This is a genomic window from Streptomyces sp. SID14478 (assembly GCF_010548525.1).
Classification (GTDB): domain Bacteria; phylum Actinomycetota; class Actinomycetes; order Streptomycetales; family Streptomycetaceae; genus Streptomyces.
Genome location: NZ_JAAGMG010000872.1, coordinates 34,403 through 56,792 on the forward strand (window position 1 = coordinate 34,403; position 22,390 = coordinate 56,792).

22 protein-coding genes and 1 pseudogene are annotated in these 22,390 nt (G+C 70.1%); 6 read left to right on the forward strand and 17 right to left on the reverse strand.

Translation table 11 applies throughout. The features are described from left to right. Positions 1-88: 88 nt before the first annotated feature. On the forward strand, positions 89-652 hold the full coding sequence (locus tag G3I40_RS28455) for a hypothetical protein (RefSeq protein WP_164305283.1): 564 nt from the start codon (positions 89-91) through the stop codon (positions 650-652). 92 nt (positions 653-744) lie between these two features. Here the strand turns inward: G3I40_RS28455 and G3I40_RS28460 are convergent, their stop codons facing one another. The 4 genes from G3I40_RS28460 to G3I40_RS28470 all read right to left on the reverse strand — a co-directional run bounded on the left by G3I40_RS28460 (position 745) and on the right by G3I40_RS28470 (position 2,099). Then, entirely contained in the window at positions 745-1,152 is a 408-nt protein-coding gene (locus G3I40_RS28460) for a hypothetical protein (RefSeq protein ID WP_164305285.1), read from the reverse strand. A 199-nt stretch (positions 1,153-1,351) separates the two neighbouring features. Continuing rightward, positions 1,352-1,525 carry a CsbD family protein gene (locus G3I40_RS28465; RefSeq protein ID WP_164305287.1) on the reverse strand — a complete coding sequence of 58 codons (174 nt, stop codon included), beginning with the start codon at positions 1,523-1,525 and terminating at the stop codon, positions 1,352-1,354. 47 nt (positions 1,526-1,572) lie between these two features. Then, positions 1,573-1,746, reverse strand: a complete 174-nt coding sequence (locus G3I40_RS47420; RefSeq protein ID WP_239091987.1) for a hydrophobic protein — start codon at positions 1,744-1,746, stop codon at positions 1,573-1,575. 158 nt (positions 1,747-1,904) lie between these two features. Next, entirely contained in the window at positions 1,905-2,099 is a 195-nt protein-coding gene (locus G3I40_RS28470) for a hypothetical protein (RefSeq protein WP_164305223.1), read from the reverse strand. 390 nt (positions 2,100-2,489) lie between these two features. On the opposite strand from G3I40_RS28470, the gene G3I40_RS28475 reads away from it, so the two are divergent. The 3 genes from G3I40_RS28475 to G3I40_RS28490 all read left to right on the forward strand — a co-directional run bounded on the left by G3I40_RS28475 (position 2,490) and on the right by G3I40_RS28490 (position 4,552). Continuing rightward, complete coding sequence (locus G3I40_RS28475) at positions 2,490-2,765, forward strand: hypothetical protein (RefSeq protein ID WP_164305288.1); 276 nt, start codon at positions 2,490-2,492, stop codon at positions 2,763-2,765. Between the two features lie 122 nt (positions 2,766-2,887). Continuing rightward, positions 2,888-3,169 (forward strand): ANTAR domain-containing protein, encoded by a 282-nt coding sequence (locus G3I40_RS28480; protein WP_164305290.1) that lies wholly within the window; start codon positions 2,888-2,890, stop codon positions 3,167-3,169. A gap of 993 nt (positions 3,170-4,162) precedes the next feature. Further along, the gene (locus tag G3I40_RS28490; protein ID WP_239091995.1) at positions 4,163-4,552 is read left to right on the forward strand and encodes a hypothetical protein; all 390 of its coding nucleotides are present in this window, start codon (positions 4,163-4,165) and stop codon (positions 4,550-4,552) included. An 11-nt stretch (positions 4,553-4,563) separates the two neighbouring features. Here G3I40_RS28490 and G3I40_RS28495 read toward each other — a convergent pair. From G3I40_RS28495 to G3I40_RS28505, 3 genes and pseudogenes are all read right to left on the reverse strand, one after another. Continuing rightward, positions 4,564-4,650, reverse strand: a pseudogene (locus tag G3I40_RS28495) (DNA-binding response regulator); the annotation flags it as partial. Between the two features lie 320 nt (positions 4,651-4,970). Beyond that, positions 4,971-7,469 (reverse strand): ABC transporter permease, encoded by a 2,499-nt coding sequence (locus tag G3I40_RS28500; RefSeq protein WP_164305325.1) that lies wholly within the window; start codon positions 7,467-7,469, stop codon positions 4,971-4,973. After that, positions 7,469-8,293: an ABC transporter ATP-binding protein gene (locus tag G3I40_RS28505; protein WP_164305294.1), complete on the reverse strand. Its 825-nt coding sequence runs from the start codon at positions 8,291-8,293 to the stop codon at positions 7,469-7,471. Before G3I40_RS28505 ends, G3I40_RS28500 begins: the two co-directional genes overlap by 1 nt. 378 nt (positions 8,294-8,671) lie before the next feature. Between G3I40_RS28505 and G3I40_RS28510 the strand changes: the two genes are divergently transcribed. Beyond that, positions 8,672-9,541, forward strand: a complete 870-nt coding sequence (locus G3I40_RS28510; RefSeq protein ID WP_164305296.1) for an AraC family transcriptional regulator — start codon at positions 8,672-8,674, stop codon at positions 9,539-9,541. A 287-nt stretch (positions 9,542-9,828) separates the two neighbouring features. On the opposite strand, the gene G3I40_RS28515 is transcribed toward G3I40_RS28510, so the two are convergent. From G3I40_RS28515 to G3I40_RS28560, 10 genes are all read right to left on the reverse strand, one after another. After that, the gene (locus G3I40_RS28515) at positions 9,829-10,368 is read right to left on the reverse strand and encodes an EF-hand domain-containing protein (protein WP_164305298.1); all 540 of its coding nucleotides are present in this window, start codon (positions 10,366-10,368) and stop codon (positions 9,829-9,831) included. Between the two features lie 208 nt (positions 10,369-10,576). Continuing rightward, positions 10,577-11,896 carry an Nramp family divalent metal transporter gene (locus G3I40_RS28520; protein ID WP_164305300.1) on the reverse strand — a complete coding sequence of 440 codons (1,320 nt, stop codon included), beginning with the start codon at positions 11,894-11,896 and terminating at the stop codon, positions 10,577-10,579. Between the two features lie 4 nt (positions 11,897-11,900). Beyond that, positions 11,901-13,553 (reverse strand): chaperonin GroEL, encoded by a 1,653-nt coding sequence (gene groL / locus G3I40_RS28525; RefSeq protein WP_164305302.1) that lies wholly within the window; start codon positions 13,551-13,553, stop codon positions 11,901-11,903. Between the two features lie 122 nt (positions 13,554-13,675). Then, entirely contained in the window at positions 13,676-14,701 is a 1,026-nt protein-coding gene (locus tag G3I40_RS28530; RefSeq protein ID WP_164305304.1) for an NAD(P)-dependent alcohol dehydrogenase, read from the reverse strand. Then, the gene (locus G3I40_RS28535; RefSeq protein ID WP_164305306.1) at positions 14,698-15,438 is read right to left on the reverse strand and encodes an iron-sulfur cluster assembly protein; all 741 of its coding nucleotides are present in this window, start codon (positions 15,436-15,438) and stop codon (positions 14,698-14,700) included. Before G3I40_RS28535 ends, G3I40_RS28530 begins: the two co-directional genes overlap by 4 nt. Further along, entirely contained in the window at positions 15,435-16,442 is a 1,008-nt protein-coding gene (locus G3I40_RS28540) for an amidohydrolase family protein (protein WP_164305308.1), read from the reverse strand. Before G3I40_RS28540 ends, G3I40_RS28535 begins: the two co-directional genes overlap by 4 nt. Positions 16,443-16,463: 21 nt before the next feature. Next, complete coding sequence (locus G3I40_RS28545; protein ID WP_164305309.1) at positions 16,464-16,817, reverse strand: MmoB/DmpM family protein; 354 nt, start codon at positions 16,815-16,817, stop codon at positions 16,464-16,466. After that, a complete protein-coding gene (locus G3I40_RS28550; RefSeq protein WP_164305311.1) occupies positions 16,814-17,944 on the reverse strand; it encodes an aromatic/alkene monooxygenase hydroxylase subunit beta in 1,131 nt (376 codons plus the stop codon). Before G3I40_RS28550 ends, G3I40_RS28545 begins: the two co-directional genes overlap by 4 nt. Before the next feature lie 43 nt (positions 17,945-17,987). After that, the gene (locus tag G3I40_RS28555; protein ID WP_164305313.1) at positions 17,988-19,010 is read right to left on the reverse strand and encodes a 2Fe-2S iron-sulfur cluster binding domain-containing protein; all 1,023 of its coding nucleotides are present in this window, start codon (positions 19,008-19,010) and stop codon (positions 17,988-17,990) included. Positions 19,011-19,111: 101 nt separating this feature from the next. Continuing rightward, positions 19,112-20,752 (reverse strand): methane monooxygenase, encoded by a 1,641-nt coding sequence (locus G3I40_RS28560; RefSeq protein ID WP_164305315.1) that lies wholly within the window; start codon positions 20,750-20,752, stop codon positions 19,112-19,114. A gap of 364 nt (positions 20,753-21,116) precedes the next feature. Here G3I40_RS28560 and G3I40_RS28565 point away from each other — a divergent pair. Further along, positions 21,117-22,390 (forward strand): GAF domain-containing protein (locus tag G3I40_RS28565; protein WP_164305317.1); only part of this gene is annotated, 1,274 nt, incomplete at its 3' end.

The following is a 22,390-nucleotide window of genomic DNA, read 5'->3' on the forward strand; positions in this document are numbered from 1 at the left end:
GCGGATGACGCATGCGAGTACTAGCATTGGTGCGCGGGCCCCAGCCCTGGCCGTTGACCATGTCAGTCGGCCACAGGCGGTATAGATCATGAAACCGATTCTGCACGGGGCCCACAGCTCGGCTCGCAGGTCTCACCACGGCGTTGACGAACACACCTTGCCCGATCAGAGCCGGGACAGCGCATCAGCCGATGCCCTCGGTGCACTGTATGACCGGCACGCGGCAGAGCTGTACACCCTCGCGTGTCTGCTGTGCGAGGACAACAACGCTGCTCAGGAGACGTTCGTCGAGGCCATGTCGCGCGGGGCGCTCGTGGGAGACGGCGATGCCGGTCCGCGCGAACAGCGGCGGCGACTCGTCGTGGAGCTCTGGGACGCGATCCGCGCGCGAGCCGTGCGAAGGCGGCGGCCGCGCCATGGCTTCGCCGATGCCGCGCCCCGTGCCCGCGGGAGGGGCGACGGAGACGGGCAAGGGAAGACGTTGTGTCCAGCTCCGGCGTGCGGCACCAAGAAGGCGCTTTTGGGCGTCACACTCCTGGGCGGCCACACCTACCAGCAAGCCGCTGAACTCTTCGGGCTGGAGGCCGGTGTTGCGGCCCGCCACTTGCGCGAGGAACTCCGGGCGCAGCACAGGGAACGAATCGATCACTGATTCCGGACCGGCGCGAACGGTGCGACGCCCCGGCGACGAACGGACGGCACACCGCCCGGTCGTCCGAAACGCGGGCGGCTGGGCGCGGGTGCCTACAGGCTGAGTATGCGTTCGACGGTCTCGCGGTACTGGCGCAGGGCCAGGCGCAGTTCCTCGGTCTGGGCCTCGGTGTCCTTGCCCTGCCAGACGGTACGCAGCATGCGTCGCCGTTCCGTGAGGGCTTCGGTCAGCTGGGTGGTGGCTTCACCGAGCGCGGTGTCCGCTTGTTCCACTGCCTGGCGCGGGCTCTCGACGAAGGTGCTGAGGGCTTGTTGGAGGCGCGTGGTGAGCTTGTCGTGGTCGCCCTGCGGGAGTAGTTCCGGTGCCGTGATGCGGTGGGCGTCGACGGTGCTGACGGTCGGTTCGTGCAGGCTGGGCGACGGAGCCCGCGGCGGCTGCTTTCCGGCGGTGTGCGGGATTCCGCTCTGCGGTTGACGTGCACGTTCTTGGTCGTACGTCATGGCGTGGCACGTTCCTTTACCTGGTGATGCTGGTCGTCGGAGTGGGCGGACCGTTGATCACGGTGGTGAGCATGGCTGCCGACTCCTGTCGCGGGCATGCGGGGAGTTGCGCCTCATGCCGGTCGATCCCTGGTGGGTGGTCGCGCGTTGACACCGGCCGGGTGGCGTCAACGTGAGGTGGGCACCGCTGCGTTCGTGGTCAGCGTTTGAAGGCGTCCTTGGCCTTGTCGCCGGACTGCTTGAGGTTTCCGGTGACACGGTCACCCGCGCCTTGGCGCTGCATGCGGCGGTTGCGGGTCTTGCGGCCGATGCGTTCGGTGACACGGCCCGTGATGGCTTGGGTCTTGTGCTTGATGGTCTGTCCGAAGCTCATGTCGGTCCTCTGCTTGTGGGCGGCTGGGTGAGCGTGTCCGGCGCGGATCATCCGTGGCTGCTGCTGCGGCTGTGACGGCGTCCGCTCCTGTGAGCGTTGCGGCGCCCTTCCCTGCGGTTGCGCAGGGCGAAGCCGGCGATCCAGACGACGGGGAGAACGGCTGCGACCCACCAGAGAATCTGCACGGTGAAGCCGAGCCCGAACACCAAAAGGATCAGCAAGGAGGAGAAGCAACCAGAAGAGCATGCCCGGACCTCCGGACCGCGGGGGAGTCGCTGCCTTCCGCGGGGTCCGGGCGAAGCGGGAGCGGCGGTATGCCCGGCCCGAACGATCCGGAGCGGCACAGCCCTACCCGCGCTGTCAGTCAACGCCGGACGACCTACGGTGTCAACGGTTCATGGGCGCCGGTGAGGTGGGGAAGCACGGGCGGGGCCACCGGAGCGACCTGGGCCTCGATCAGAACCTCCTCGAGCGGCGTGACCGGTGGCAGCACGCGGTCCTCCCACCAGGACAGGCCCATCACGGTGGCGAGCAGAACGAAGGGTGTCGCTGCCGTAAGGATCAGTGCGTACATGAGCACCGCCAGATGTGGAACGAGCGCGTCGCGGCGGGCGAGGGACGGGCGCCCGCTCGGAGTGCATCGGGCTCGTGCCGGGGGCGCGCGGGATCACGTCGCGGCGGGCGAGCACGGGAATGGCCACGTTCGTGGCGTGGCGGGTTCCGGATCCGATGCGCAGGTGCGCCCCGTGGCGGGGCGCGCTGGCTGTTCGGGCTGCCGGGGGCCGGGGCGGCTCGTTGCACGCTAGTCCCCGACTCCTTCGCCGAACAGGTGCCAAGTGGCCATCGAACGCGCTGAGTTGTGCCGGATCACCGTGCGCGGATCCCTGGCCGACGGGCGGGGTTACCCTGTGCGTAGAGGCCCCGGACCCCGGCAGCGATGCCCATGCCCCACCGGAGGCCCGTCGTGTTCGTCCTTCTGCTCATCCTTCTCGTTGTGCTGTTCGGCCTCGGATTCCTCAACCCTTTGTGGTGGGTGTTCGGAGCCGTGCTGTTGTTCGTGGGCACGCGGTACGGCCGGAGCGGTCGTCGGGGTTTCGGCCGGCGGGACGCTGACATCGGGGAGTACGGGGAGTATCTGGACCGCCGTGAGCGTGAGGATCTTTGGGATCGTCGCTCCGGCCGTCCGCGTCGGGGGCGCTGGATCCGCCAGGACCGCAGGGATCGCGAGTACCGCGACTGAGACGGATGCGGCGGATGTCCCGGCCGGGCGTTCCGGTGCGGTTGTGGCCGGGCGGGGCACCGCGCAGCGGAGAGGTACATGCCATGGGTCGAATGACCGCGCCGCCGGAGGAACAGCGGGGCATGGACGCGGAGGTCGCACTGTGTGAGGAAATCACTCAGCTGCAGCGCGAGATGGCCCAACGCGCGGTGATCGAGCAGGCCTGCGGCGCGGTGATGGTCCTGGCCTCGTGCAGTCGCGATGATGCCGAGGAACTCCTGGTGGGCATGTCGCGACAACTGGACATGGAACTGAGGGAAGTGGCTGCGGCTCTGGTCCCCGCGGCGAAGGCTGAGTCCGTCGTGTGGCAGATGCATCGGGCGCTGCGCCGTGCGCGACGGCTCGACGTGGGGGGACGGCGCTGAGGTCCGGGCCGGTCTCCCCCTCGTGCCCGTCTCGGCGCAGGCGCGTGGGAACGCCACGCCTCCATGTCGGTGGAGGGGACCGCCCGGGGTGTTGCCTACTTCAATTTGCCAAGGTGGAGGGATTTGAGGAGGAATCCGTCAGCGGTGGACAGTGCGGTGGTCAGGTCGCGTGTTCCTGTGAGGGCGCACAGCGTGCGGGCGGAGTCTGCACGTCTGCGGCGGCTGTCTGCTGTCGAGTGGCGTAAATCGGCGATGACCGTGTCCGCGAAGAGGGCCAGTGCGGTGCGGACTTCTGTGGCGGTGGGATTCAACATGGTTACTTCCGGTGGTTGGTGGCGCTGGCCTCACGGGCGGGTGCAAGGTGTGCCGCGAGTGTGAAAAGGCCGATGTCCCATGGCTCGGACAACGGGGTGCTGCCGTCTCCGGCGAAAAGAGAGGGACGTGCCTGAACGGTCTGCGGCCGCTTCGTTGCGTGGACGGAGAGCGGGTGGCGCTGCGGATCGGATGTCCTCCGCTGCCCCTGAGGCAGAGATCGCGAGAAGATGACCGGTGGGGCACCGAAGTCTTCTGTTTACCACGCAATTTGAAGCCTACTCCGCAAATGGCGCCGATGTGGCGATACGGTCCCACTGCTGCCTGAGGGTGCTGGTGCAGGCCGGGGGCGTGACACGACAACGCCCGGGGGTCGGCCCCGGCCTGCGGTCACAGTGCGGTGCACCTTGTCGATCGGCCTGCCCCGCCGCCTCCTGCCGCGGCCCAGTCCGAGTCGTCGGCCCCTCTGCGGTTCACGACGCGGGGTCCCGAAGCGTTCGCACAGGGGCGGGGTCTGTGTGCGGCTTGCCCGAACTCGCTGTGGCGCAACCGGGCGCAGGTACCAGGGTGCGCCGGGCCTCTTGGCGGGCCTGGATGAGGAGTTGTCGGATTCACGCCGCGAGCCGGGGCGGCGTTCTGTACGGAACCGCTGCATGGGTGGTGAACCACGTTGTCGGTCCGATGAATCTCGGCACCTTGATCGTTGGACCTCGAGAGCATGTCGTGGCCCTCGCGGAGCTCGACGACACTGCGGTCGCGGAACTGGGCCCCCTGTTGCGCGATGCCGCTCGTGTCGTGGAGACACTGTGCCGGCCCGAGCAGACCTATATGTGTATGTGGTCGCATGGCCGTGACGCGCGCAAGCATCTGCACATCGCGGTCCAACCGGTGACGGCGGAGGTGGGGGCGCGCTATGGCGGGTTGCGCTCCGAGCAGTTGCAGGCCCGGATGCTGGCGGACGGTCACGAGCCGGATGTCAGGGAGGTCGAGCAGTTCTGCAGGCGGGCCCGCGAGCTGTTTCTAGTGATTACCGACAGCAGCGGGGAGCGAGGAGACGGCGTGCCGCGTTGAGGCCGTCCATCGTCGATGTCGCCCTGGGAGGCCAGTAGTGCGGCGAAGCCGGCCCGCACCATGGCCTGGTCGTCGACGACGATGACACGCGTCGTCACGTGAAGTCCTCGTCGATGAGGGGGAGTTGGGCGCTCACTCGGAAGTCGCCGTTGGGTAGTGGTCCCACGTCGAGTGCGCGCGTACCATCCGGGGCGCCGAGCCAGCAGCTCCTGCTCACGGACCGCGCGCGGCAGCGGGGTGAACTCGTTGCCGGTGCCCGGCGCGGAGGGTCTTGGCGTGAGGCTTGCGGGGTGTGCCACAGCGGTTTCGCCGGCCGAGGACATGCTTGTACTCCTCTTGTGCGGTGATGGGGGTCGACGAGGGGGCGGAGCCGTCAGCCGGTCGGGCGTCGTGCGGGCTTCCGCCCCCCGTCATAGGGCTACGACCAGCGGCGGAGTGTCGCTCGCGCGGGCAGCGCGAGCGCCAGCAGGGCCAGGCCGCCGGCCCCGGCTGCGAAGGATCCGTACAGCAGCGGGGGAACGTAGGGCAGCTCGCCGGTCGTGCCGCGCATCATCGGGATCAGCGTGGCCGCGGCGATCGCGGAGCCGAGGATGATGCCGACCGCGGAGACCAGCAGGCCCTCCCAGCGGAGCATCTGCAGCACCTGGCGTCGGGTGGAGCCGATCAGGCGCAGTGTGCCCAGCTCGGTGCGGCGGTCGAGGACCGTCATGATCAGGGTGTTGACGGCGGCGATGGCGGCGAAGCCACCGAGGACCGCGGCCATCATGTTGTTGGTCCAGGAGCCCAGTTTCGCGTCGAGGTTCCGCTCGGTGGCGTAGCCGGAGGCGTCGGTGACCTCACCCAGGGCGGTGAGCGACTTCTCGGAGCCGCCGCGCACCAGCAGCGTGCTGTCGAAGCCGGAGGTGACGTGGCCGTTCAGGGACGCCCGGTCCATGGTCACCGTGGACAGGCCGAGGCCCCGGCCGTAGACGGCGACGATCTCGGGGTCGGCTTTGGTGCCGTCGGGGAGGTAGAGCGGGAGCCGGTCGCCGACCTTGGCGCTCGCCGAGGTGGCGAGGGTCTTGTCGATGGCGATGCGGCCCGTGCCGAGTCGGTCGAGGCTGCCTTCACGTATGTCCAGGTCCTGGACCTTCGCGAGTGCGGCTCCCGAGCCGGTGACTGCCTGCGTCGCCGCGCCTTGCAACGACTTGAACTCTCCGGAGCCCACCGGGACCAGCACCTGCGTGTTCAGCAGACCGACGGCCGTGTCCACGCCCGGTGCGCGCGCGGCCTGCGCCGCCGCGTCCACCGGGAGTCCGGCCGGGTCCGTCACCACGTGGTCTGCCGTAATGCCCGCGCGCACCTGCTTGTCGGCGGCGTGGTTCTCGCTCGTGTGCATGAAGACGAGCGTCGAGGCGAACGCCATGGCCAGGACGATGGGGGTGATCGCGGAGGCGAGACGGCGGGCGTTGACACGGGAGTTGGCGGCCGCCAGCCCTGCGGCGGGTCCCGCGCCGCGCAGCGGGAGACCGAAGAGCCCCGCGCACAGGCGGGCCAGGAGCGGTCCGAGCAGCGCCACGGCGAGCATGAAGAGCAGGACGACGCCGAGGGCGGCGCCGGCCGCGTCGTCTCCCGTGGCACGGGCCGCGACGCCGGTGAGGATCGCCCCTCCCACGACAGCACCGATTCCCAGCACGGTACGGATGAGACCTGGCCGCAGCCGCTCCGTCGTCGCCTCGGTGAGCGCCTGCCCCGGTTTGATCTTCGCGGGCCGGCGTCCGGCCATCCAGCCCGCGCCGAGCGCGGTCAGCAGTCCGATCACGACGGCGGCGAGAAGGGGTATCCCGGAGACGTGCATCCGCACCGATTCGGGAATGGCGCCCCGGTCCTGCAACTGCCCGAACCACCAGTGGGCGAGCCCGATACCGGGCAGACAGCCGGCGATGCCGGCGAGCGGTGCGACGAGCAGGGCCTCGGAGGCGACCGCGCGGCGGATCTGCCGAGGGGTGGCGCCGATGGCGCGCAGCAGCGCGAACTCCCGGGCGCGCTGGGACACGGACAGGGCCACGGTCCCGGCTGCGGTGAAGATCGCGACGATGGTGGCGATGGCGCCGAAGGAGCCGCCGATTCCAAAGAGCGTCACCTTGGCGTAGCCGAGTCCCGGGTCCTCGACCGCACCCCGGGCGTCGCCCGCGTGCACCTGGGCGCCGGAGCCGGCCAGTGCCTTCGTCACGGAGTCGGCGAGGGCCCGGGAATCGGTGCCGTGCTCGGCGAGCACGGCGATGGCGTCTGCTTTGCCGGGGTGGCCGGCGAGTGTGGGGGCCTGGGTGTCCGCGAACCAGGCGAGAGCACCGCCGGGACCCGCCTTCGCGGTCGTGTCCTCGGGGCCGGCCGCGGCGATGCCCGAGACGCGGAAGTCCTGCTTGCCGGCGGCGCTCTGGAGCGTGACGGTGTCGCCGACGGTGGCCTTCGCAGCGGTGGCGGAGGCATGGTCGAGTGCCACCTCGCCGGGGCCGGGCGCGCTCCCCGACGTGATCTCGGTGCCGGTGAACGCGTGCGAGCCCCAGCCGTGCGCGGTGAGCGGGCTGTCCCCGGCGCGTACCGGGAAGGTGAAGTCCGCGACGGCACCGGCCGCGCCCGGCGCATGGGAGGCCTTCGCGGCCAGTTTGACCTCGATCCGGGCGGTGTCGGGCAGCGGGACCGCTTCCGCCTCGCGGTCCTCGCCGCTGCCCGTCACGACGTACTCGTTCTGGTCCGCCGCCGCGATCACCGGCGCCTTCGCGTACCGCTCGGCCGGCACCGACGCGCGCAGGCTGGTTTCGAGCAGGATGCCGCAGGCCGTGACGATCAGTGCCGACATCATCAGCGCCACGAAGGTTCCTGCGAAGGATGCGGGCTTGAAGCGGACGGCCGCTCGGGCGAGTCCATTGGGCGTCATCACGCTGCCGCACCCGCCAGCGCGCCGGTGCGGGCCGAACGGGCGGTGAGCAACGCCATCCGCTGTGCGATCTGTTCTGCTGAGCCGCGTTCCAGACTGTCGGCGAAGGTGCCGTCGGCGAGGAACAGCACGCGGTCGGCCCAGGCAGCCGCTACCGGGTCGTGGGTGACCATGACGACAGTGCCGCCGAGACTGTCCACCGCGTGCCGGAGCAGGCCGAGGACCTCGGCGGCCGTGCCGGTGTCGAGGGCGCCCGTGGGCTCGTCGGCGAACACGACGTCGGGGCTGGTCACCAGCGCGCGGGCGACGGCCACCCGCTGCTGCTGGCCCCCGGAGAGCTCCCCGGGCCTGCGCCGCGCCTTGTCGGCGAGCCCGACCTGCGTGAGCACCGATGCCGCCCGACGACGGTCCTGGCGCCGGCCGGCCAGGCGCATCGGCAGGAGAACGTTCTGCTCCACGGTCAGTGAGGGCAGCAGGTTGAATGCCTGGAAGACGAATCCGAGGCGGCTGCGGCGCAGCTCGGTGAGCTGGTTCTCGTTCATGCCCGTGATCTCCGTGCCGCCGAGCCACACCGACCCGGAAGTGGGCCGGTCCAGGCCGGCCGCGCACTGCAGAAAGGTGGACTTGCCGGAACCGGACGGGCCCATGACCGCGGTGAACGTGCCGCGCGCCAGGGCGAGGTCGACGCCCGCCAAGGCGTGCACGGCGCCCGCGCCGCGCCCGTACTGCCGCCGGACGCCGCGCAGCTCGACGGCGAGACCCGGATCGCCCTGGGTCTGCGGCCGTTCCTCCGCGTGGTGCCGCTCGGCCTTGCGTAGCCTCATGATCCGCCCTTTCGCGATGCGTCGTGCTGACGAGGCGAAGAATGCGGGGACGGCTGGGCGCTTGGCGTCATACCCAGGAGCCAATGTGGAGGTGCTACCCCAGTAGGGGGTGAGGGACTCCGGTGGGAGAGTTGCTCAGCCTTCCTCGGCGTCCTTCACCAGGGCTGGGATGCCCCTACGTGGTGCTCGCCACCGGCTTGGTCACCCAACGACCTCGCGCGGCGATCGCCCATTGCGCTGGCACTGGTGACAGCTGCAGTACACCCTCGTGAGGTCTCAGGCACTGCGGTGCCGCCGCGCACATGATCGAATCGGACCGCAACGATCGGGAGCGGCGGGGTTCGTACCAGGCAAAGTCGAGTGCGAAAGGAGGCCCCCATGATCTCTGCACTGAACCGGCTCGTGGCTGTCGTCGAGGAGCACCTCGCCGAGGCTCTTGATCTCCAAGCGCTGGCCGGTGACCTCGGCACGACCGAGCACCACCTGCGACGCATGTTCTCGTCGCTGGCCGGCATGCCGCTGTCGGAGTACGTGCGCCGACGCTGTATGACGGTCGCCGCCGCCGACGTGGTGCGGGGCGAGGAAGATCTGCTGACCATCGCCGTGCGGTTCGGATACGGCTCGACCGAGGCGTTCGGGCGGGCGTTCCGCGCCGTCCACGGCGCAGGACTCAGCGAGGTCCGCCGGGCAGGGGGCCCTTTGCGCGCACAACCGCAGCTCAGGTTCCGCCTGACCGTCGAAGGGAGCACCCCCATGGACATCCGCCTCGTCAACCGCCCCTCGTTCCGCCTGATCGGACATGCGGCCCGGGTTCCGCTCTTCCACGAGGGCATCAATCCGCACATCCAGCGGCACATCACCGCGCTGCCGCCGCAGGAGCACGGGCGGCTGAAGGACCTCAGCAGCACCGAGCCGCACGGTCTGCTGCAGATCTGCGACGATGTCGACGCCGACGGGGTCGAGGGGAGCGAACTGACCTATCTGCACGGGGTCGCCGTCTCCCCGGGCACGTCGACGCCCGACGACCTCGACGCCATCGAGGTGCCGGCTGGTGCGTGGGCGGTCTTCCGTTCCAGCGGACCGCATCCGCAGGCCCTGCAGACCATGTGGGCGGCGACCGCCACCGAATGGTTCCCCTCCAATCCGTGGCGCCTGCGGCCCGGGCCGTCGATCGTCGCCGTGCTCGAGCGGGCGGAGGACTTCACCACCGCGACCTGCGAGTTGTGGCTTCCCGTAGAACCGGCCTGATCCGCCGACCCGCTGATCCGCCGATCCGCCGATCCGTTGACGGTCGGCGGGCACGGATACGGGGTCGGAGGAAGGCCGAGGCCGCGCCACAGCGTGATGCCGCCGTGGTGGAGGCAGGCGCATGAATCCGGCCCCCACCGCGGCGACGGGCGCAGGTGGGCCTGAGGGACGGGCGTGTGCCGAAGGACCTTCCGCCTGCCTCTGGCCCCTCAGGCGCTGTCGTACACACCTTCTCTGGAAGCGGTCGTCGGCGATGAGCTTCCGCCCGGACGACAGGAGTTGCCGTTCTATGCGGGGATCCGGCCGCAGAGCCAGTTCCCCGGCTCCGCCGGATCGTCGCTGATCCAGAACTGGCGCCACAGCAGCGCGAATTCCTCACGGCTGAGGTGACCGTCACCGTCGAGGTCGAGCTGTTCGAAGACGCCGTCCATGTCGACGGCCTGCCCGTTCCAGGTCTCCACCAGCCGACGATGCTCTTCCCGGGAGATGCGCCCGTCCCCGTTCGCGTCCACCGCGTCGAAGAGGGTGTCCGCGGTCGCCGTGACCTCCGCGATCATGGCGGGCAGCGTATCCACGAGGCGGAGCAGTTCGGCCATGTCGACGCCACCGTCACCGTCGGCGTCGCCGACCTCAAGCAGCGTCGCCCACCAGCCCATCAGTAGATTTTCCACCTGCGCGCGCAGCTCCGTCCCGGGCTCCACACCCGGCAGCCGACTCCAGCGGGCGACGAGCGCCGTGAAGTCCTTCTCCCGCAGGTATCCGTCGCCGTCCGCGTCGAAGGCAGCGAACATCCCCTTGAGCTTTCGCTCCTGAAAGGCACTGGCCATGAGAGGCCTCCCTCGCGCCGAACCGAGCCGGGACACCGCCGCCGACCAGGTCGAGGATCACATTGAGCACGACTGTAGATCGGCAGCGCACGCCGCCTCTACGGGCACACATGCGCGAGCCTTCACCGCACGGAGCGCCTGGAGCGGGGCATGCGGGCTTCGTGGTAAGCGCGGCTCGTGTGACCGGTCCCGCAGGCCCGGTGCCCGTTCACCCCGAGAACAGGTTGACCAGGAGCGTGACGTTGAGGGTGATCACCACGGCGCTCACCAGCCATGCTCCGCAGGTCGTGAGCCGCCGGTTGACCCAACCGCCCATGAGCGCGCGGTCGCGGGTGAGCAGGACCAGGGGGATCAGGGCGAACGGGATGCCGAACGACAGGATGATCTGACTGAGCACCAGGCTGTGAGTGGGGCTCGACCCCGCGGCCAGGACCACGATGGCAGGTGTCATCGTCACCAGGCGGCGCAGCAGGACGGGGATGCGGCGTCCGAGGAAGCCGCCCATGACGACTTCGCCGGCGTACATGCCCACGCTGGTACCCGCGAGACCGGACACGAGCAGTGCAAGGGCGAAGGCGAGCGCGGCGAGCGGGCCGACCAGGTGGCCGTAGGCGTCGTGGGCGGCGGTCAGGGACGTGGCGGCGCCGGGGGTTCCCGGGTGGAAGAGGGTCGCTGCGGAGACGAGCAGGATGACGTTGACCGCGCCCGCCAGGCCCATGGCGATGAGTACGTCGGTGCGGACATGGCGCAGCAACCTGCGCCGCAGCGGGGCGTCGGAGGCGGTGGGCAGGGAGAGGCTGTAGCGGTCACTGGTGAGGGCCGAGTGCAGGTAGATCACATGGGGCATGACGGTGGCTCCGACGATCCCGCCGGCGAGCACGAGGCTTTCGGAGCCGGCGAGCCGGGGCGTCAGGCCCTCCGCCGTTCCGCTCAACGACCCTCCGGTGCCCAGTACTTGACCCAGGAACAGGGCGAGCAGGCAGGCCAGGCCGGCGGCCATCAAGACCTCGAAGCGCCGTCGGCCGCGGCCGCGCATCGGCATCAGTCCCAGCGACACGACGCCGACGACCACCCCGCCGAGCCACAGGGGCAGTCCGGCGAGCAGGTGCAGTGCCACGGCTCCGCCGACCACCTCGGCGAGGTCGGTCATCACGACGACCGCTTCCGCCTGCATCCACAGCCCGAACACCACGGGTGTGCGGTAGCGGCCCCGGCACAGCTCGGGCAGGCTCATGCCGGTGGCGACGCCGAGTTTGGCGGACAGGTACTGCAGCAGCATGGCCACCACGTTCGCGGTGACGAGCACCCACAGCAGGAGCGGCCCGAAGGTCGCCCCCGCCTGGATGTTGGTGGCGAAGTTGCCGGGGTCGACGTAGGCGACGGCGGCGACGAACGCGGGACCGAGCAGGGTGTACGAGAGGCCGGAGCGGAGCCGGGGCGTGCGCTCGCCGGGCGCGCGCCCCGGTCCGCCGCGTGGTTGCGGGGCCCGGGTGCGGCCGGAGCGCGCCGGGGTGGATTCGGTCGCCATGCCGTCAGGGGATGTTCGACGGGCGCGGCAACCCCTCGGCCAGGTCGCCGATCTCGGGGGAGTGGATGGCGCCCGGGTGACCGATCACCTCCTCGACGATCAGGGTCTCGGTCGTCAGGAGCAGCGCGGCGATCGAGGCGGCGCTCAGCAGCGCGCTGCGCGTCACCTTGACCGGGTCGATGATCCCCCGTTCGTACAGGTCGCCGACATCGCCGCTGAGCGCGTCCAGGCCGCTGTCGTCGGGAAGTTGGGCGACCTTCGCCTCGGCGGCGTCGGGGTCGAGGCCGGCGTTGATGGCGATCCAGCGCAGTGGTTCGGCAAGGGCGCGCGAGACGAGGGAGCGGCCGGTGGCCGTGTCACCGTCGGGCAGGTGCAGGGCCTCCACCGTCGTGCGGGCGTGCAGCAGGGCGGCTCCGCCGCCGGCCACGACGCCTTCCTCGGCGGCGGCGCGGGTGGCGGCGAGGGAGTCCTCCAGGCGCATCTGCTTCTCCTTGAGTTCCACGCCGCTCGCCGCTCCGACGCGGATGACGGCGACGCCTCCGGAGAGCTTGGCGATGCGCTCGCCGAGCTTTTCCTGGTCGTGCTCGTTGGTGGCGCGTTCGCGTTCGGTCTTCAGGTTCTCGATGCGCTGGGCGACGCGCTCGTCGCCGCCGGCCCCGCCGAGGACGGCGGTGGAGCGTTCGGTGGCGATGACCTTCTCGGCGCGGCCCAGGTCGGCGAGGGTGACGCCGGTGAGGGCCCGGCCCGCGGTGCCGGTGATGACGCGGCCGCCGGTGAGGGCCGCCATGTCCTCCAGTTCCGCGATCCGGCGGAAGCCGAAGCCCGGGGCGCGTACGGCGAGGGAACGGAACGTGCCGTGCGCCGCGTTGGTGACGAGCATGCCCAGCGCGGGGCCGTCGACGTTCTCGGCGACGACGACGAGCGGCGCTCCGGTGCGGGTGACCAGTTCGAGGACCGGCATCAGCTCCTGCACCTTGGTGATCTTCGTGTCGCAGTACAGGAGATAGGGGTTTTCCAGGACGGCCTCCATCCGGCCCTCGTCTGTGACCATGTACGGCGAGATCCATCCGTTGTCGAACTCCAGGCCTTCGACGTACTCCACGCTGATGCCGAACGTCGTCGACTCCTCGACGGTGACGACGCCGGTGCGCCCGACCCGGGCCACGGCCTGCGCGATGGCTTCGCCGATGGCCGGGTCGTTGTTCGCGGACAGAGCGGCGACCCGCACGAGTTCGTCGTCCGTGCGCACGGGGCGGGCCTGCGCGGCGAGGGAGTCGAGCGCGGCGGCCACCGCGGCCTCGATGCCGTTCTTGAGGAGGACGGGGTTCGCGCCGCGCTCGACGGCCCTGAGGCCCTCGCGCACGATGGCCTGGGCGAGGACGGTGGCGGTCGTCGTGCCGTCGCCGACGTCGCCGTTGGTGCGGGTGGCCACTTCCTTGACGAGTTGGGCGCCCATGTTGGCGAAGGGGTCCTTGAGCTGGATCTCCCGTGCGATGGTGACGCCGTCGTTGGTGATGGTGGGCGGTCCGGTCAGCTTCTCCAGGACCGCGTTGCGTCCCTTGGGTCCCAGGGTGGTGCGCACCGCGTCGGCCAGTGCGTTCACCCCGCTCTCCAGCAGTGCGCGCGCCTCCGCGTTGAAGCGCAGTTCCTTCGCCATGGCGGTGTCGTCCCTTCGGGCTGTGTCGGGTACGGGCGGTGGCGACGGCGTTGGCTCCGCGGTGCGCCGACCTCGTGAACGGGGTCCACGGAGGGCCGGCCGCCGCCACCTGTACGGAGGGTTCAGGGCACGAGCACGGCGCGGCCGCGCACCCGGCCCTGGTCGAGGTCGTCCAGGGCGCGGCCGAACTCGGCCAGCGGATAGGTGACGGTGTGCAGGCTGACCAGGCCGCGCGCCGCGAGTTCCATCAGTTCCACCAGGTCGGTGTAGGAGCCGACCAGGTTCCCCACGAAGTTGATCTCCGCGGAGATGATGTCGATCGTGGGCACGGACAGAGTGCCGCCGTAGCCGATGACGTAGTAGTCGCCGGCCCTGCGCAGCATGCGGACGCCGTCCTCCAGGGCGCCGCCTTCGCCGACGAAGTCGAGCACGGCCTCGGCGCCTTGCCCCGCGGTGAGTTCGGCGACCCGCTCGACCTGGCCGCCGTCGGCGACGACGGTGTGGTCCGCGCCGAGGGTCTCGGCCAGCTTGAGGGCGTCGGGCGAACGGTCGACAACGATCAGCTCGGCCGCGGTCAGGGCCCGCAGGACCTGGATGCCGATGTGGCCGAGGCCGCCCGCGCCGATCACCACGGCGCGGCTGCCTGGAGGCAGCGCCCGTACGGCCTTCTTCGCCGCGTGGTACGCCGTGAGGCCCGCGTCGGCCAGGGCCGCCACGTCGACCGGGGCGAGGGTGGGGCCGAGGGGGACGACCGCGCGGGCGTTGGTGCGCAGCAGTTCGGCGAAGCCGCCGTCCGCGTCGATGCCTGGGAAGGCGCTCGCCGCGCAGTGCACGTCGTCGCCGCGCCGGCAGGCCGCGCACAGCCCGCAGGTGACCAGGGGGTGCAGGATCACCGGGTCGCCGGGCGCCAGGCCGGTGACGGCGGATCCGGTCTCGACGATCCAGCCCGCGTTCTCGTGGCCCTGGACGTAGGGGAGTTGCACGCCGCTCTTGGCCTGCCACTGCCCTTCGATGATGTGCAGGTCGGTGCGGCACACCCCGGCGCCGCCGATGCGCACGAGCACGTCGAGCGGTGAGGAGATCACCGGGTCCGGTACCTCGTCGAGCCTGGGGGTGTGCTCGTACTCGTGCAGGCGTACGGCCTTCACCGGGTGCCGTCCTTTCCTGGGGACCGTTCCGCGCCTGGCTGTTCGGGGCCGCCGTAGCGGGTGGCGAGCAGTCCTTCGCAGAACTCGGTGTTGGTGTGGATGCCGACGCCCGCGGTGCGTCCCCTGCGCAGGTGCTCCTCCAGGCCGGCGGCCGGGACGGGGTGCCCGTCGTCGTCGGTGAACAGGGGCGCCGAGGCGTCGTCGGCCAGGCCGAGCAGGGCGCGCCTGCGCCGCAGGGTCACCGTGAGGCGGTCGGGCAGGTCGCCGAGGGCCGCGTCGGCGAGCTGCCGGTGCGTCCAGCCCCGCTCCAGGAGCCGGCGGCCGATGCGGGACTGGGCCGCCAGGTGGCCCTTGCGCAGGAACACGGCGCGCAGTTCGGTGAGGCGGTCCGGGTCGGCGAGGCCGGGGAAGGCCTGCGCGAAGGAGCGCCCCCGCCCCACGCCCTCGTTGATCTCCTCGGAGGCGAAGTGGTCCTCCAGGATCACGGTGCAGACGCTCACCCAGGGCAGCGCCGCCAGTTCGCGCCGGGCGTCGTCCACCATCAGCCAGGCGAAGTTGGGGGCGCAGAAGTAGGTGGGCAGCCTCAGTCTGGCCTCCACCGCCCCGTCGGCCGCGACGCTCACCGAGCGGACGAAGCCGAGTTCGGTGATGGGACGGTCGAGTTCTGGATCGAGGACCGCCGCCAGTGCCTGGTTGACGGCGGTCACCCGGTCGACCGCGTCGATGACGGCGGTCATGCCGCGACCGTCGGCGCATCGGGCAGGGCCGCGCTGTCGGGCACCTTCAGGTCGTACAGGCGGGCGTGGTTGAGGCCGAGGATCTTCCGCTTGATGTCGGTGGTGAGCGAGCCGTACTCGCTCTGCAGGTCCTGCGGGATCTGGAAGTCGACGAACTTCTCGATCAGCCACTTCGGGCTCCAGATCGCGTAGTCGCTGCCGAAGACGATCCGGTTGTCGTCGAGCCAGTACAGGAGTTCGCCGATGACCTTGGCGAAGTAGCGCGGTCGGGAATGGATGAACGGCATGACCACGGACAGGCCCGCGTACACGTTGGGTTCCTGGGTGGCGATCCAGCAGAAGTCGTCCAGGCGCGGCAGTCCGGCGTGCTCGACGATGAAGTTCAGGCCGGGGAACGCGCTGGCGGCGTGGTCGACGTCGGCCACGTCGAAGGCGTCGCGGTTCAGCGGCCAGATGGTGGGGCCCTTGTGGACGTGGACGTTGCGGATGCCGAGTTCCTCGCACAGGGCCAGATAGGCCTGGGCCTCGGGGTCGGAGAGCTTCCAGCCCTTGGAGGAGCCGCGCCACTCGGCGGTGTACAGCTTGACGCCGCGCAGGTGCCATTCAGCGTGCAGGGCGCGCAGCCGCTCCAGGCCCGGCTCGCCCTCGCGCGGGTCGAAGGCGCCGTTGACGATGAGCTGTTCCGGATACTTGCGGGCCAACGCGCCGTTGCGTTCGGTGGTGTTGAAGCCGGTGCGGTAGAACTCGCTGAGGTACGTGGGCTGGAAGATGCCGACGTCGACGTAGCCGGTCTCGAACAGGTCGTGCACCAGGTCCTGTTCGCTGTACTTGCGGAACTTCTCCAGCGGCCAGACCCACTCCGCGGGGCTCAGGTTGCGCTGGTAGTCGTAGAAGCAGCGGATGAAGCCCTCGCCGTACTTGTTGGCGGTGTTCTCCTCGCTGGCGTCCCAGTAGTGGATGTGTCCGTCGACGATGAAGTAGTCGACGCCCTCCTTGCGGTACATGCGGCCCTCCGGGTCCGAGCGTCAGTCGACCGGTGTGAGGTCGAAGTCGATGTATTCGGCGGCGTCCTCGGGGTTGGCGAAGAGCACCGTGCTGTCGTCGAGGTGGACCATCCGCCCGTAGTGGGTGGACATGACCTCCTCGAAGTCGGACTGGTCGAAGTCGAATCCCAGGGCTTTGGAGATCTCGTCGAAGTCGAAGGTGAGCACGCGGTCCCCGTCGACGCGGATCATCGACGGGTAGTCGGTGACGGTGACGTTGTCCTTCGTGCGCATGACGTCGGCGACGACGTATCCGTTCTGGTTGTTCATCAGCGTCACGCCGCACTTGTTCGACGAGGTCCTGTCGATGCTGAACGGCTGGTGTGCGGTGCTCACTTGGCGCTCCTCTCGCTGGTGCGGTCGGCGGGCGTGTGCAGACCCAGGTCCTCGGCGAGGCGGGCGAAGCGCTCCTTCGCGCGGTCGAGGCCGTCCTCGAAGCGGGCGGGCTTCTCGGCCGGCTGCGACCACAGCGGCTGCAGGCGGCGGGCCGCGTCGAGGCTGACCGGGGTCCAGCGCTCCAGCCACTGCTGGAGGACGGCCTTGTTGTCGGCGCCGTGGGTGTCGTCGTCGAGCAGGAGGGCGAACAGGGCCCGGCTGTAGCGCAGGTCGCGGTCGTAGTCGTTCTCGCCGGCGCCGATGATCGTCGGGGTGACGTAGTCGCCGTTGCGGGCGGCGATCTGCAGGACGAGCTGGCTGCGGAAGAGTTCGCCGACCAGCGGTTCGAAGACCAGGTTCGTGGCGAACAGGGCCTCGGCCCAGTCGGTGATCGCGGTGAGCCGCTCGGCGTTCTCCCGCACGCCCTGCCAGGCGGGGTCGGACTGCCAGACCTCCCGGTGTGCGGAGCCGTCGAATCCGTCGAGGTGCTCCTCGATGTCGAGGTTGTACAGCGCGAGGTCCTGGGCGAAGCGCAGTTTGTGGGCGCCGTTCACCGCCATCGCGTTGTTGATCATGTTGGTGGGGGCGGATCGCTGCGCGGCGATGAAGACGTGCATGCCCAGGCCGTGCTCGGCGTGCATCCAGGCGCCTACGTGCCGCTCGACGAAGGTGCTCCAGGAGCGGGTCCACTGCTGGTACGCCTGTGCCTTGTGGGCGTTGGCCAGGTTCTGCTGGACCTGGCGGACCACGTTGGCGTTGTTGCGGTAGATGGTCTGTTCCCACTCCTCGTTGGGGTCGAGGAAGCGGTGCCAGTCGGACGACTTCAGTGCGGTCCAGTCCTGCGGATAGCCCGAGGAGCCGTCGGCGAAGCCGTAGATCCACCCCTGCAGCAGGTGGCGTTCGGGGTCGGGCTGTACGTCGAAGGTGACGTCCTCGTACATCGTCGCCCGGAGCTTTTGCGGCTGGTAGTACGAGAAGGCGCGGCTGGTGGAGCTCGGGAAGTCCAGGGCTCCCGCCTCCGCGTCGGTGAACTGGGGCCGGGGGAAACTGCGTTCGGCCCTGCTCGGCTTGTCGGCCTGGGTGGTCATGCGTGCAACTCCTCGCTTCGTCGGGCGTGCGCGGACGGCGTACTCAGATGTCTGTGGAGGTGGTGAACCGGTCGAGGAAGATCCGCTCCTGCGGCATGCCCTTGCCGGTGAGGACGGCGAGCGCGGCGTCGCACATGGGCGGCGGACCGCACAGGTAGGCGTCGGAGCCCGACAGGTCGCCTTCGTGCCGGTCGAGCACCTCGGTGACGAACCCCTGCTCGTAGCTCTGTGAGGACTCCTCGGAGAGGGCGGGGACGAACGCGAAGTCGGACAGGGCGGCGCCGAGCCGGGCGATCTCGTCCAGGGCGAACAGGTCGGCCGCGCCGCGGGCGCCGTAGTAGAAGCGGGTCCGCCGCCCGCTGCCGGCCGCGGCGAGGGCGCGCAGCTGCGCCAGGATCGGCGCCATGCCCGCTCCGCCCGCGAGCAGGATCAGGTCGCGTTCCGGTGCCTCACGCAGCACGCAGGTGCCGTAGGGGCCCTTCACCGTCAAGGGGGCTCCGACGGGCAGTCGCAAGCCGTCCAGCAGTCCGGAGAACAGGCCGCCGGGATAGCGCTTGATCAGGAACTCCAGGCCGTCCCCGGGCAGGGAGGCCATGGAGAACGAACGCCACTGCTCGGTGCCCGGCACCTGGATGTCGACGTACTGGCCCGTGCGGTAAGGGAGTTCACCGTCCGCGTCGAGGGCCAGGGTGAGGCGCGCGATGTCGTGCGTGAGCGGTTCGACGGCGGTGACGGTGGTGGAGACCTGGCGCGGCGGGATGCCCGAGAGGAGCATCTCCTCGTCGTAGTTGATGAGTTCCACGCTCAGGTCGCTGTAGGCGTGCGCCCGGCACAGCAGCAGATATCCCTCTTCGTGCTCGTAGTCGGCGAGCGCGAAGGTGGAGTAGCGCTCCATCTGCTGGTCGCCGTCGAGCAGGAACGACTTGCAGGAGGAGCACTGGCCTTCCTTGCAGCCGTGCATGAGCATGACGCCCTGGCGGAAGGCGGCGTCCAGTACGGTCTCTTCCTCGTCGGCCTCGATCTCGATGCCGACCGGTTCGAAGCGGACACGGTGCTTGTCACCCACAAGGATCAGCTTTCCGGGGCGGCGACCCCGCGACGGTGCGCCGCCGCCCCTGCGTCACGAACGGTTCGGACGGGTCGAACGGTGGGAACGGTTCGACCGGGTCAGCGCGTGGGCGTGATGTTGCTGCGGCCGCGGTAGTCCGCGACGTGCGCCTCGCGCTCCTCGTCGGACATCTCGTTGAGGGAGATGTTCGGGCTCACGAACGTGTTGCCGCGCACGTCGTCGAGCGTCCACAGCTTCGAGGCGTCGTCGAGGTCGAGGTGCGGCTGCGGGACCAGTGTCCTGCCGTCGTCGCGTACGTAGCCGAGGTCCTTGACGATGTCCGCCAGGTCCTGACCGTGATACATCGTCTCCCACTCGCGCTTGCCGGTGAGCCGGCCCATCGACGGCGTCGCACGGCCCTCGTACTCGGGTCGGAAGGCGGTGGTGTCGGTCCAGGCGCACGTCTCGGAGCAGTAGGTGCGCCACTGCCCGTCGACCTTGTCGACCACCATGTCCTGCCGGATCAGGCAGGGCACCATGCACGACCAGCAGCGGTGCGGGTACTGGTAGCCGACGTCCTCGAAGGCGATCGGCTTGTTCGCCCCTGGATGGCGCAGCCGGTTGTACGCCTCCCACCAGGCGCCGTACTCGGCGTACCAGCCGGGGTACTTGGACTCGAACCACTCGAAGTCCTTGTCCGTCATGCCGTCGATCCGCCAGAAGTTGACGGGCCAGCCCGTGGCGAAGAACTGGGCGACCTTGTGGACGTAGCCCTGCTCCCAGATCCGCTTCCACGCCTCCTCGACGAGGTCGTGCGGGATCTTCAGGCCGTACTTCTCCAGCGGCATCAGGTACGACCGGTAGTAGTCGTCGTAGATCCAGCGGCGCCACATCTCGGCGTAGGAGTCGCGGTCCTTGCGGCGGTCCTTGGTGCCGTACTCGATGAACGTGCCGATCGCCGCGTCGACGACGCAGTGGTTGTTCCACCAGGCGTAGCGCAGGTCGCGCTCCAGAAGTTGTCGGTTGTCCTCGTCGGCCAGCGCCATCAGCAGGATCGAGTACCCGTTGGAGATGTGGCGGGACTCGTCCGACTGGACCGAGTGGAAGACGGTCGGCAGCAGGTAGTCGCCGTTGGCGGCGGCCTCGGCCGGCATGGCCACGAACAGGGTGTTGGTGAATGCCGTCTCGGCCACCAGGGTGAGGTACACGTTGGCGGCGGTGATCGCGTCGCCGGTGATGAAGCCCTCGCCGAACTGGCGGCCGATGGTGCCGGCGTAGCAGTTGGCGAACGCCTTCTCCGAGATGTCGAACCCGGCGGGGTCGATGTAGTGGTTCATGTACAGGCGCTTGAGGTTCATCTGGATCGTCGAGTGGCGCACCTCGTCGATCATCTGGACCGCGAGCCCGTTGTGCAGCTGCGGGTTGGGCACGGCGCCGATCGCCATCGGCATCGCCCGGGCCGCGCTGATCTCGGGGAACGGGATGATCGACAGGAACAGCTTCTGCCACTCCATCCAGCGCTGTTGGACCTGGCGGAACATGTTGCCGCGGATCGCGCCGTCCATGGCTCCGTAGACCCGGTTGTCCTTCTCCTCCTCCATCGGGAAGTAGGACCGCAGGACCTGCTTGAGCGGGTCCTTCTTGGGCGACTTGTCGAAGCGGTAGTCGGTCGCGAAGCGGTCGGCGGGCGTCGCGAACGTCGGGTCCCACGACAGCTCGGTGATCTTCTTGTGCGCCTTGCTCAGGCTCTGTCGGCTCACGGGTGATGCTCCTCCGGCTGGCTCGGCGGCGAGGACTCGGCCTCGTTGGGCCCGGCCGTGCGGCGGCGCACTGCCGTCGGTGTCCGGGACGTGGCCCATCCTGGTGAGCCGGGGCGCGTACGGGTGTCTCAAGTTGAGACAGGGCCGCGCCCGCCGGGTCTGGCCAGGGTCGGCAACGGGACTTAACGTGCGAGGAACACCTTCACTCCGGAGAGTGATCGCGAAGCAGAGGGCAACCGAGCCGATGAATCCTGTGGAACCCCTGCAACCCCCACGAAGGGCGCGGCCGGCGCGTGGCGCCGCCGCGCACGATGCGGAGCCTTCCGGCCCGCGCCTCAATCCCGTCCGGGCCCGGAACCAGTTCATGGAGGGCGGCCCGTTCGCCTCCGACGAGGTGCGGGCGCCCATCCTGGACTCCTGGCAGCGCTCGCGCTTCTTCGGGGTGGACGCCGACCGCATCGAGGCGCCCTACAACGCCGAGTTCGACCCGCACTCGCGGCTCGTCACGGCCGCACTGCCCGTCCTCGACCGGCTCGCCGAGGCGCTGCAGGACACACCGATGTGCCTGATCCTCACCGACTCGCGGGGACGGGTGCGCGAGCGCCGGATCGGCGACAAGGCGCTGCACCGGCACCTGGACGCCATCAACCTGGCGCCGGGGTTCAGCTACGCGGAGGAGTTCGTCGGGACGAACGGCATCGGCACCGCCGCCGAGAACGGCCGCACCGCCCACGTCTTCGGATCGGAGCACTTCTCGGAACGGCTGCAGCGGGTCTCCTGCGCGGCGGCACCCATCCGCAACCCGGTCAGCGGCCGCATGCTCGGGCTCATCGACCTCACCTCCTGGCAGCACACCGCGTCGCCGCTGATGGTGGCGCTGGTCCGGGAGGCCGCGGCCGACATCGAGGAGCGGCTGCTCGACATCGGTTCCGAGCGCGAACGCGCGGCCCTGCGGGCCTTCTTGACCTCCCGCCGTGGTTCGAGCCGCGCCCTGGTGACCTTCACCGACGGCTTGTTGCTTGCCGACGCGGCCGCCACCGACATGCTCGGCCCCGACGACCACCGCCGGCTGCGCGAACTGGTCGCCGATCCGGAAGGACTGCGCGCACACCGGATGCTGCTCGCCGACGGGCGGACCGTACAGGTGCGGGGCCGGCCCGTGGAGGACGGCTCCGCGGACGGCGGCGGTGCGGGTTTCCTCATCGAGCTGCGGCTGGTGCCCGAGGCGGAGGAGACCGTGCCGCGCGCGCCCGCCCGCGTGCCGCGGCTCGCCGGAGTAGCGGGTTCCAGTCCCGTCTTCCAGTCCGCCGTGGGGCAGTTGATCCAGCAGTGCCGACAGGGCCGGTGGACGCTCGTGGCCGGTGAGGCGGGTACGGGAAAACTCACACTCGCCCGCGCCGCGCACCGGCACGTGGTGGGTGCGGCGCCGTTCCACGTGCACGACGCCGCGGACGCCCGCGCCGGCACGGCCCGCTGGCTCCAGGACGTCTACCGGGCGCTCGCCGAGGATGCCGGGACGGTCGTCCTGCGTCATCTGGACCTGCTGCCCGCCCGGGCGACGGCCCAGCTGCACAACCTCCTGGGCACGACCGCCGGCCGCTCCGGCTGGGTCGCCGCGCTCGTGACCCTCGACCGGGC

Bases quoted from the DNA above. Each gene is read 5' to 3' on its own strand.
- G3I40_RS28455 (WP_164305283.1), top strand. From the start codon at position 89: ATGAAACCGATTCTGCACGGGGCCCACAGCTCGGCTCGCAGGTCTCAC.
- G3I40_RS28460 (WP_164305285.1), bottom strand. From the start codon at position 1,152: ATGACGTACGACCAAGAACGTGCACGTCAACCGCAGAGCGGAATCCCG.
- G3I40_RS28465 (WP_164305287.1), bottom strand. From the start codon at position 1,525: ATGAGCTTCGGACAGACCATCAAGCACAAGACCCAAGCCATCACGGGC.
- G3I40_RS28470 (WP_164305223.1), bottom strand. From the start codon at position 2,099: ATGTACGCACTGATCCTTACGGCAGCGACACCCTTCGTTCTGCTCGCC.
- G3I40_RS28480 (WP_164305290.1), top strand. From the start codon at position 2,888: ATGGACGCGGAGGTCGCACTGTGTGAGGAAATCACTCAGCTGCAGCGC.
- G3I40_RS28490 (WP_239091995.1), top strand. From the start codon at position 4,163: ATGAATCTCGGCACCTTGATCGTTGGACCTCGAGAGCATGTCGTGGCC.
- G3I40_RS28500 (WP_164305325.1), bottom strand. From the start codon at position 7,469: ATGACGCCCAATGGACTCGCCCGAGCGGCCGTCCGCTTCAAGCCCGCA.
- G3I40_RS28505 (WP_164305294.1), bottom strand. From the start codon at position 8,293: ATGAGGCTACGCAAGGCCGAGCGGCACCACGCGGAGGAACGGCCGCAG.
- G3I40_RS28510 (WP_164305296.1), top strand. From the start codon at position 8,672: ATGATCTCTGCACTGAACCGGCTCGTGGCTGTCGTCGAGGAGCACCTC.
- G3I40_RS28515 (WP_164305298.1), bottom strand. From the start codon at position 10,368: ATGGCCAGTGCCTTTCAGGAGCGAAAGCTCAAGGGGATGTTCGCTGCC.
- G3I40_RS28520 (WP_164305300.1), bottom strand. From the start codon at position 11,896: ATGGCGACCGAATCCACCCCGGCGCGCTCCGGCCGCACCCGGGCCCCG.
- groL (WP_164305302.1), bottom strand. From the start codon at position 13,553: ATGGCGAAGGAACTGCGCTTCAACGCGGAGGCGCGCGCACTGCTGGAG.
- G3I40_RS28535 (WP_164305306.1), bottom strand. From the start codon at position 15,438: ATGACCGCCGTCATCGACGCGGTCGACCGGGTGACCGCCGTCAACCAG.
- G3I40_RS28540 (WP_164305308.1), bottom strand. From the start codon at position 16,442: ATGTACCGCAAGGAGGGCGTCGACTACTTCATCGTCGACGGACACATC.
- G3I40_RS28550 (WP_164305311.1), bottom strand. From the start codon at position 17,944: ATGACCACCCAGGCCGACAAGCCGAGCAGGGCCGAACGCAGTTTCCCC.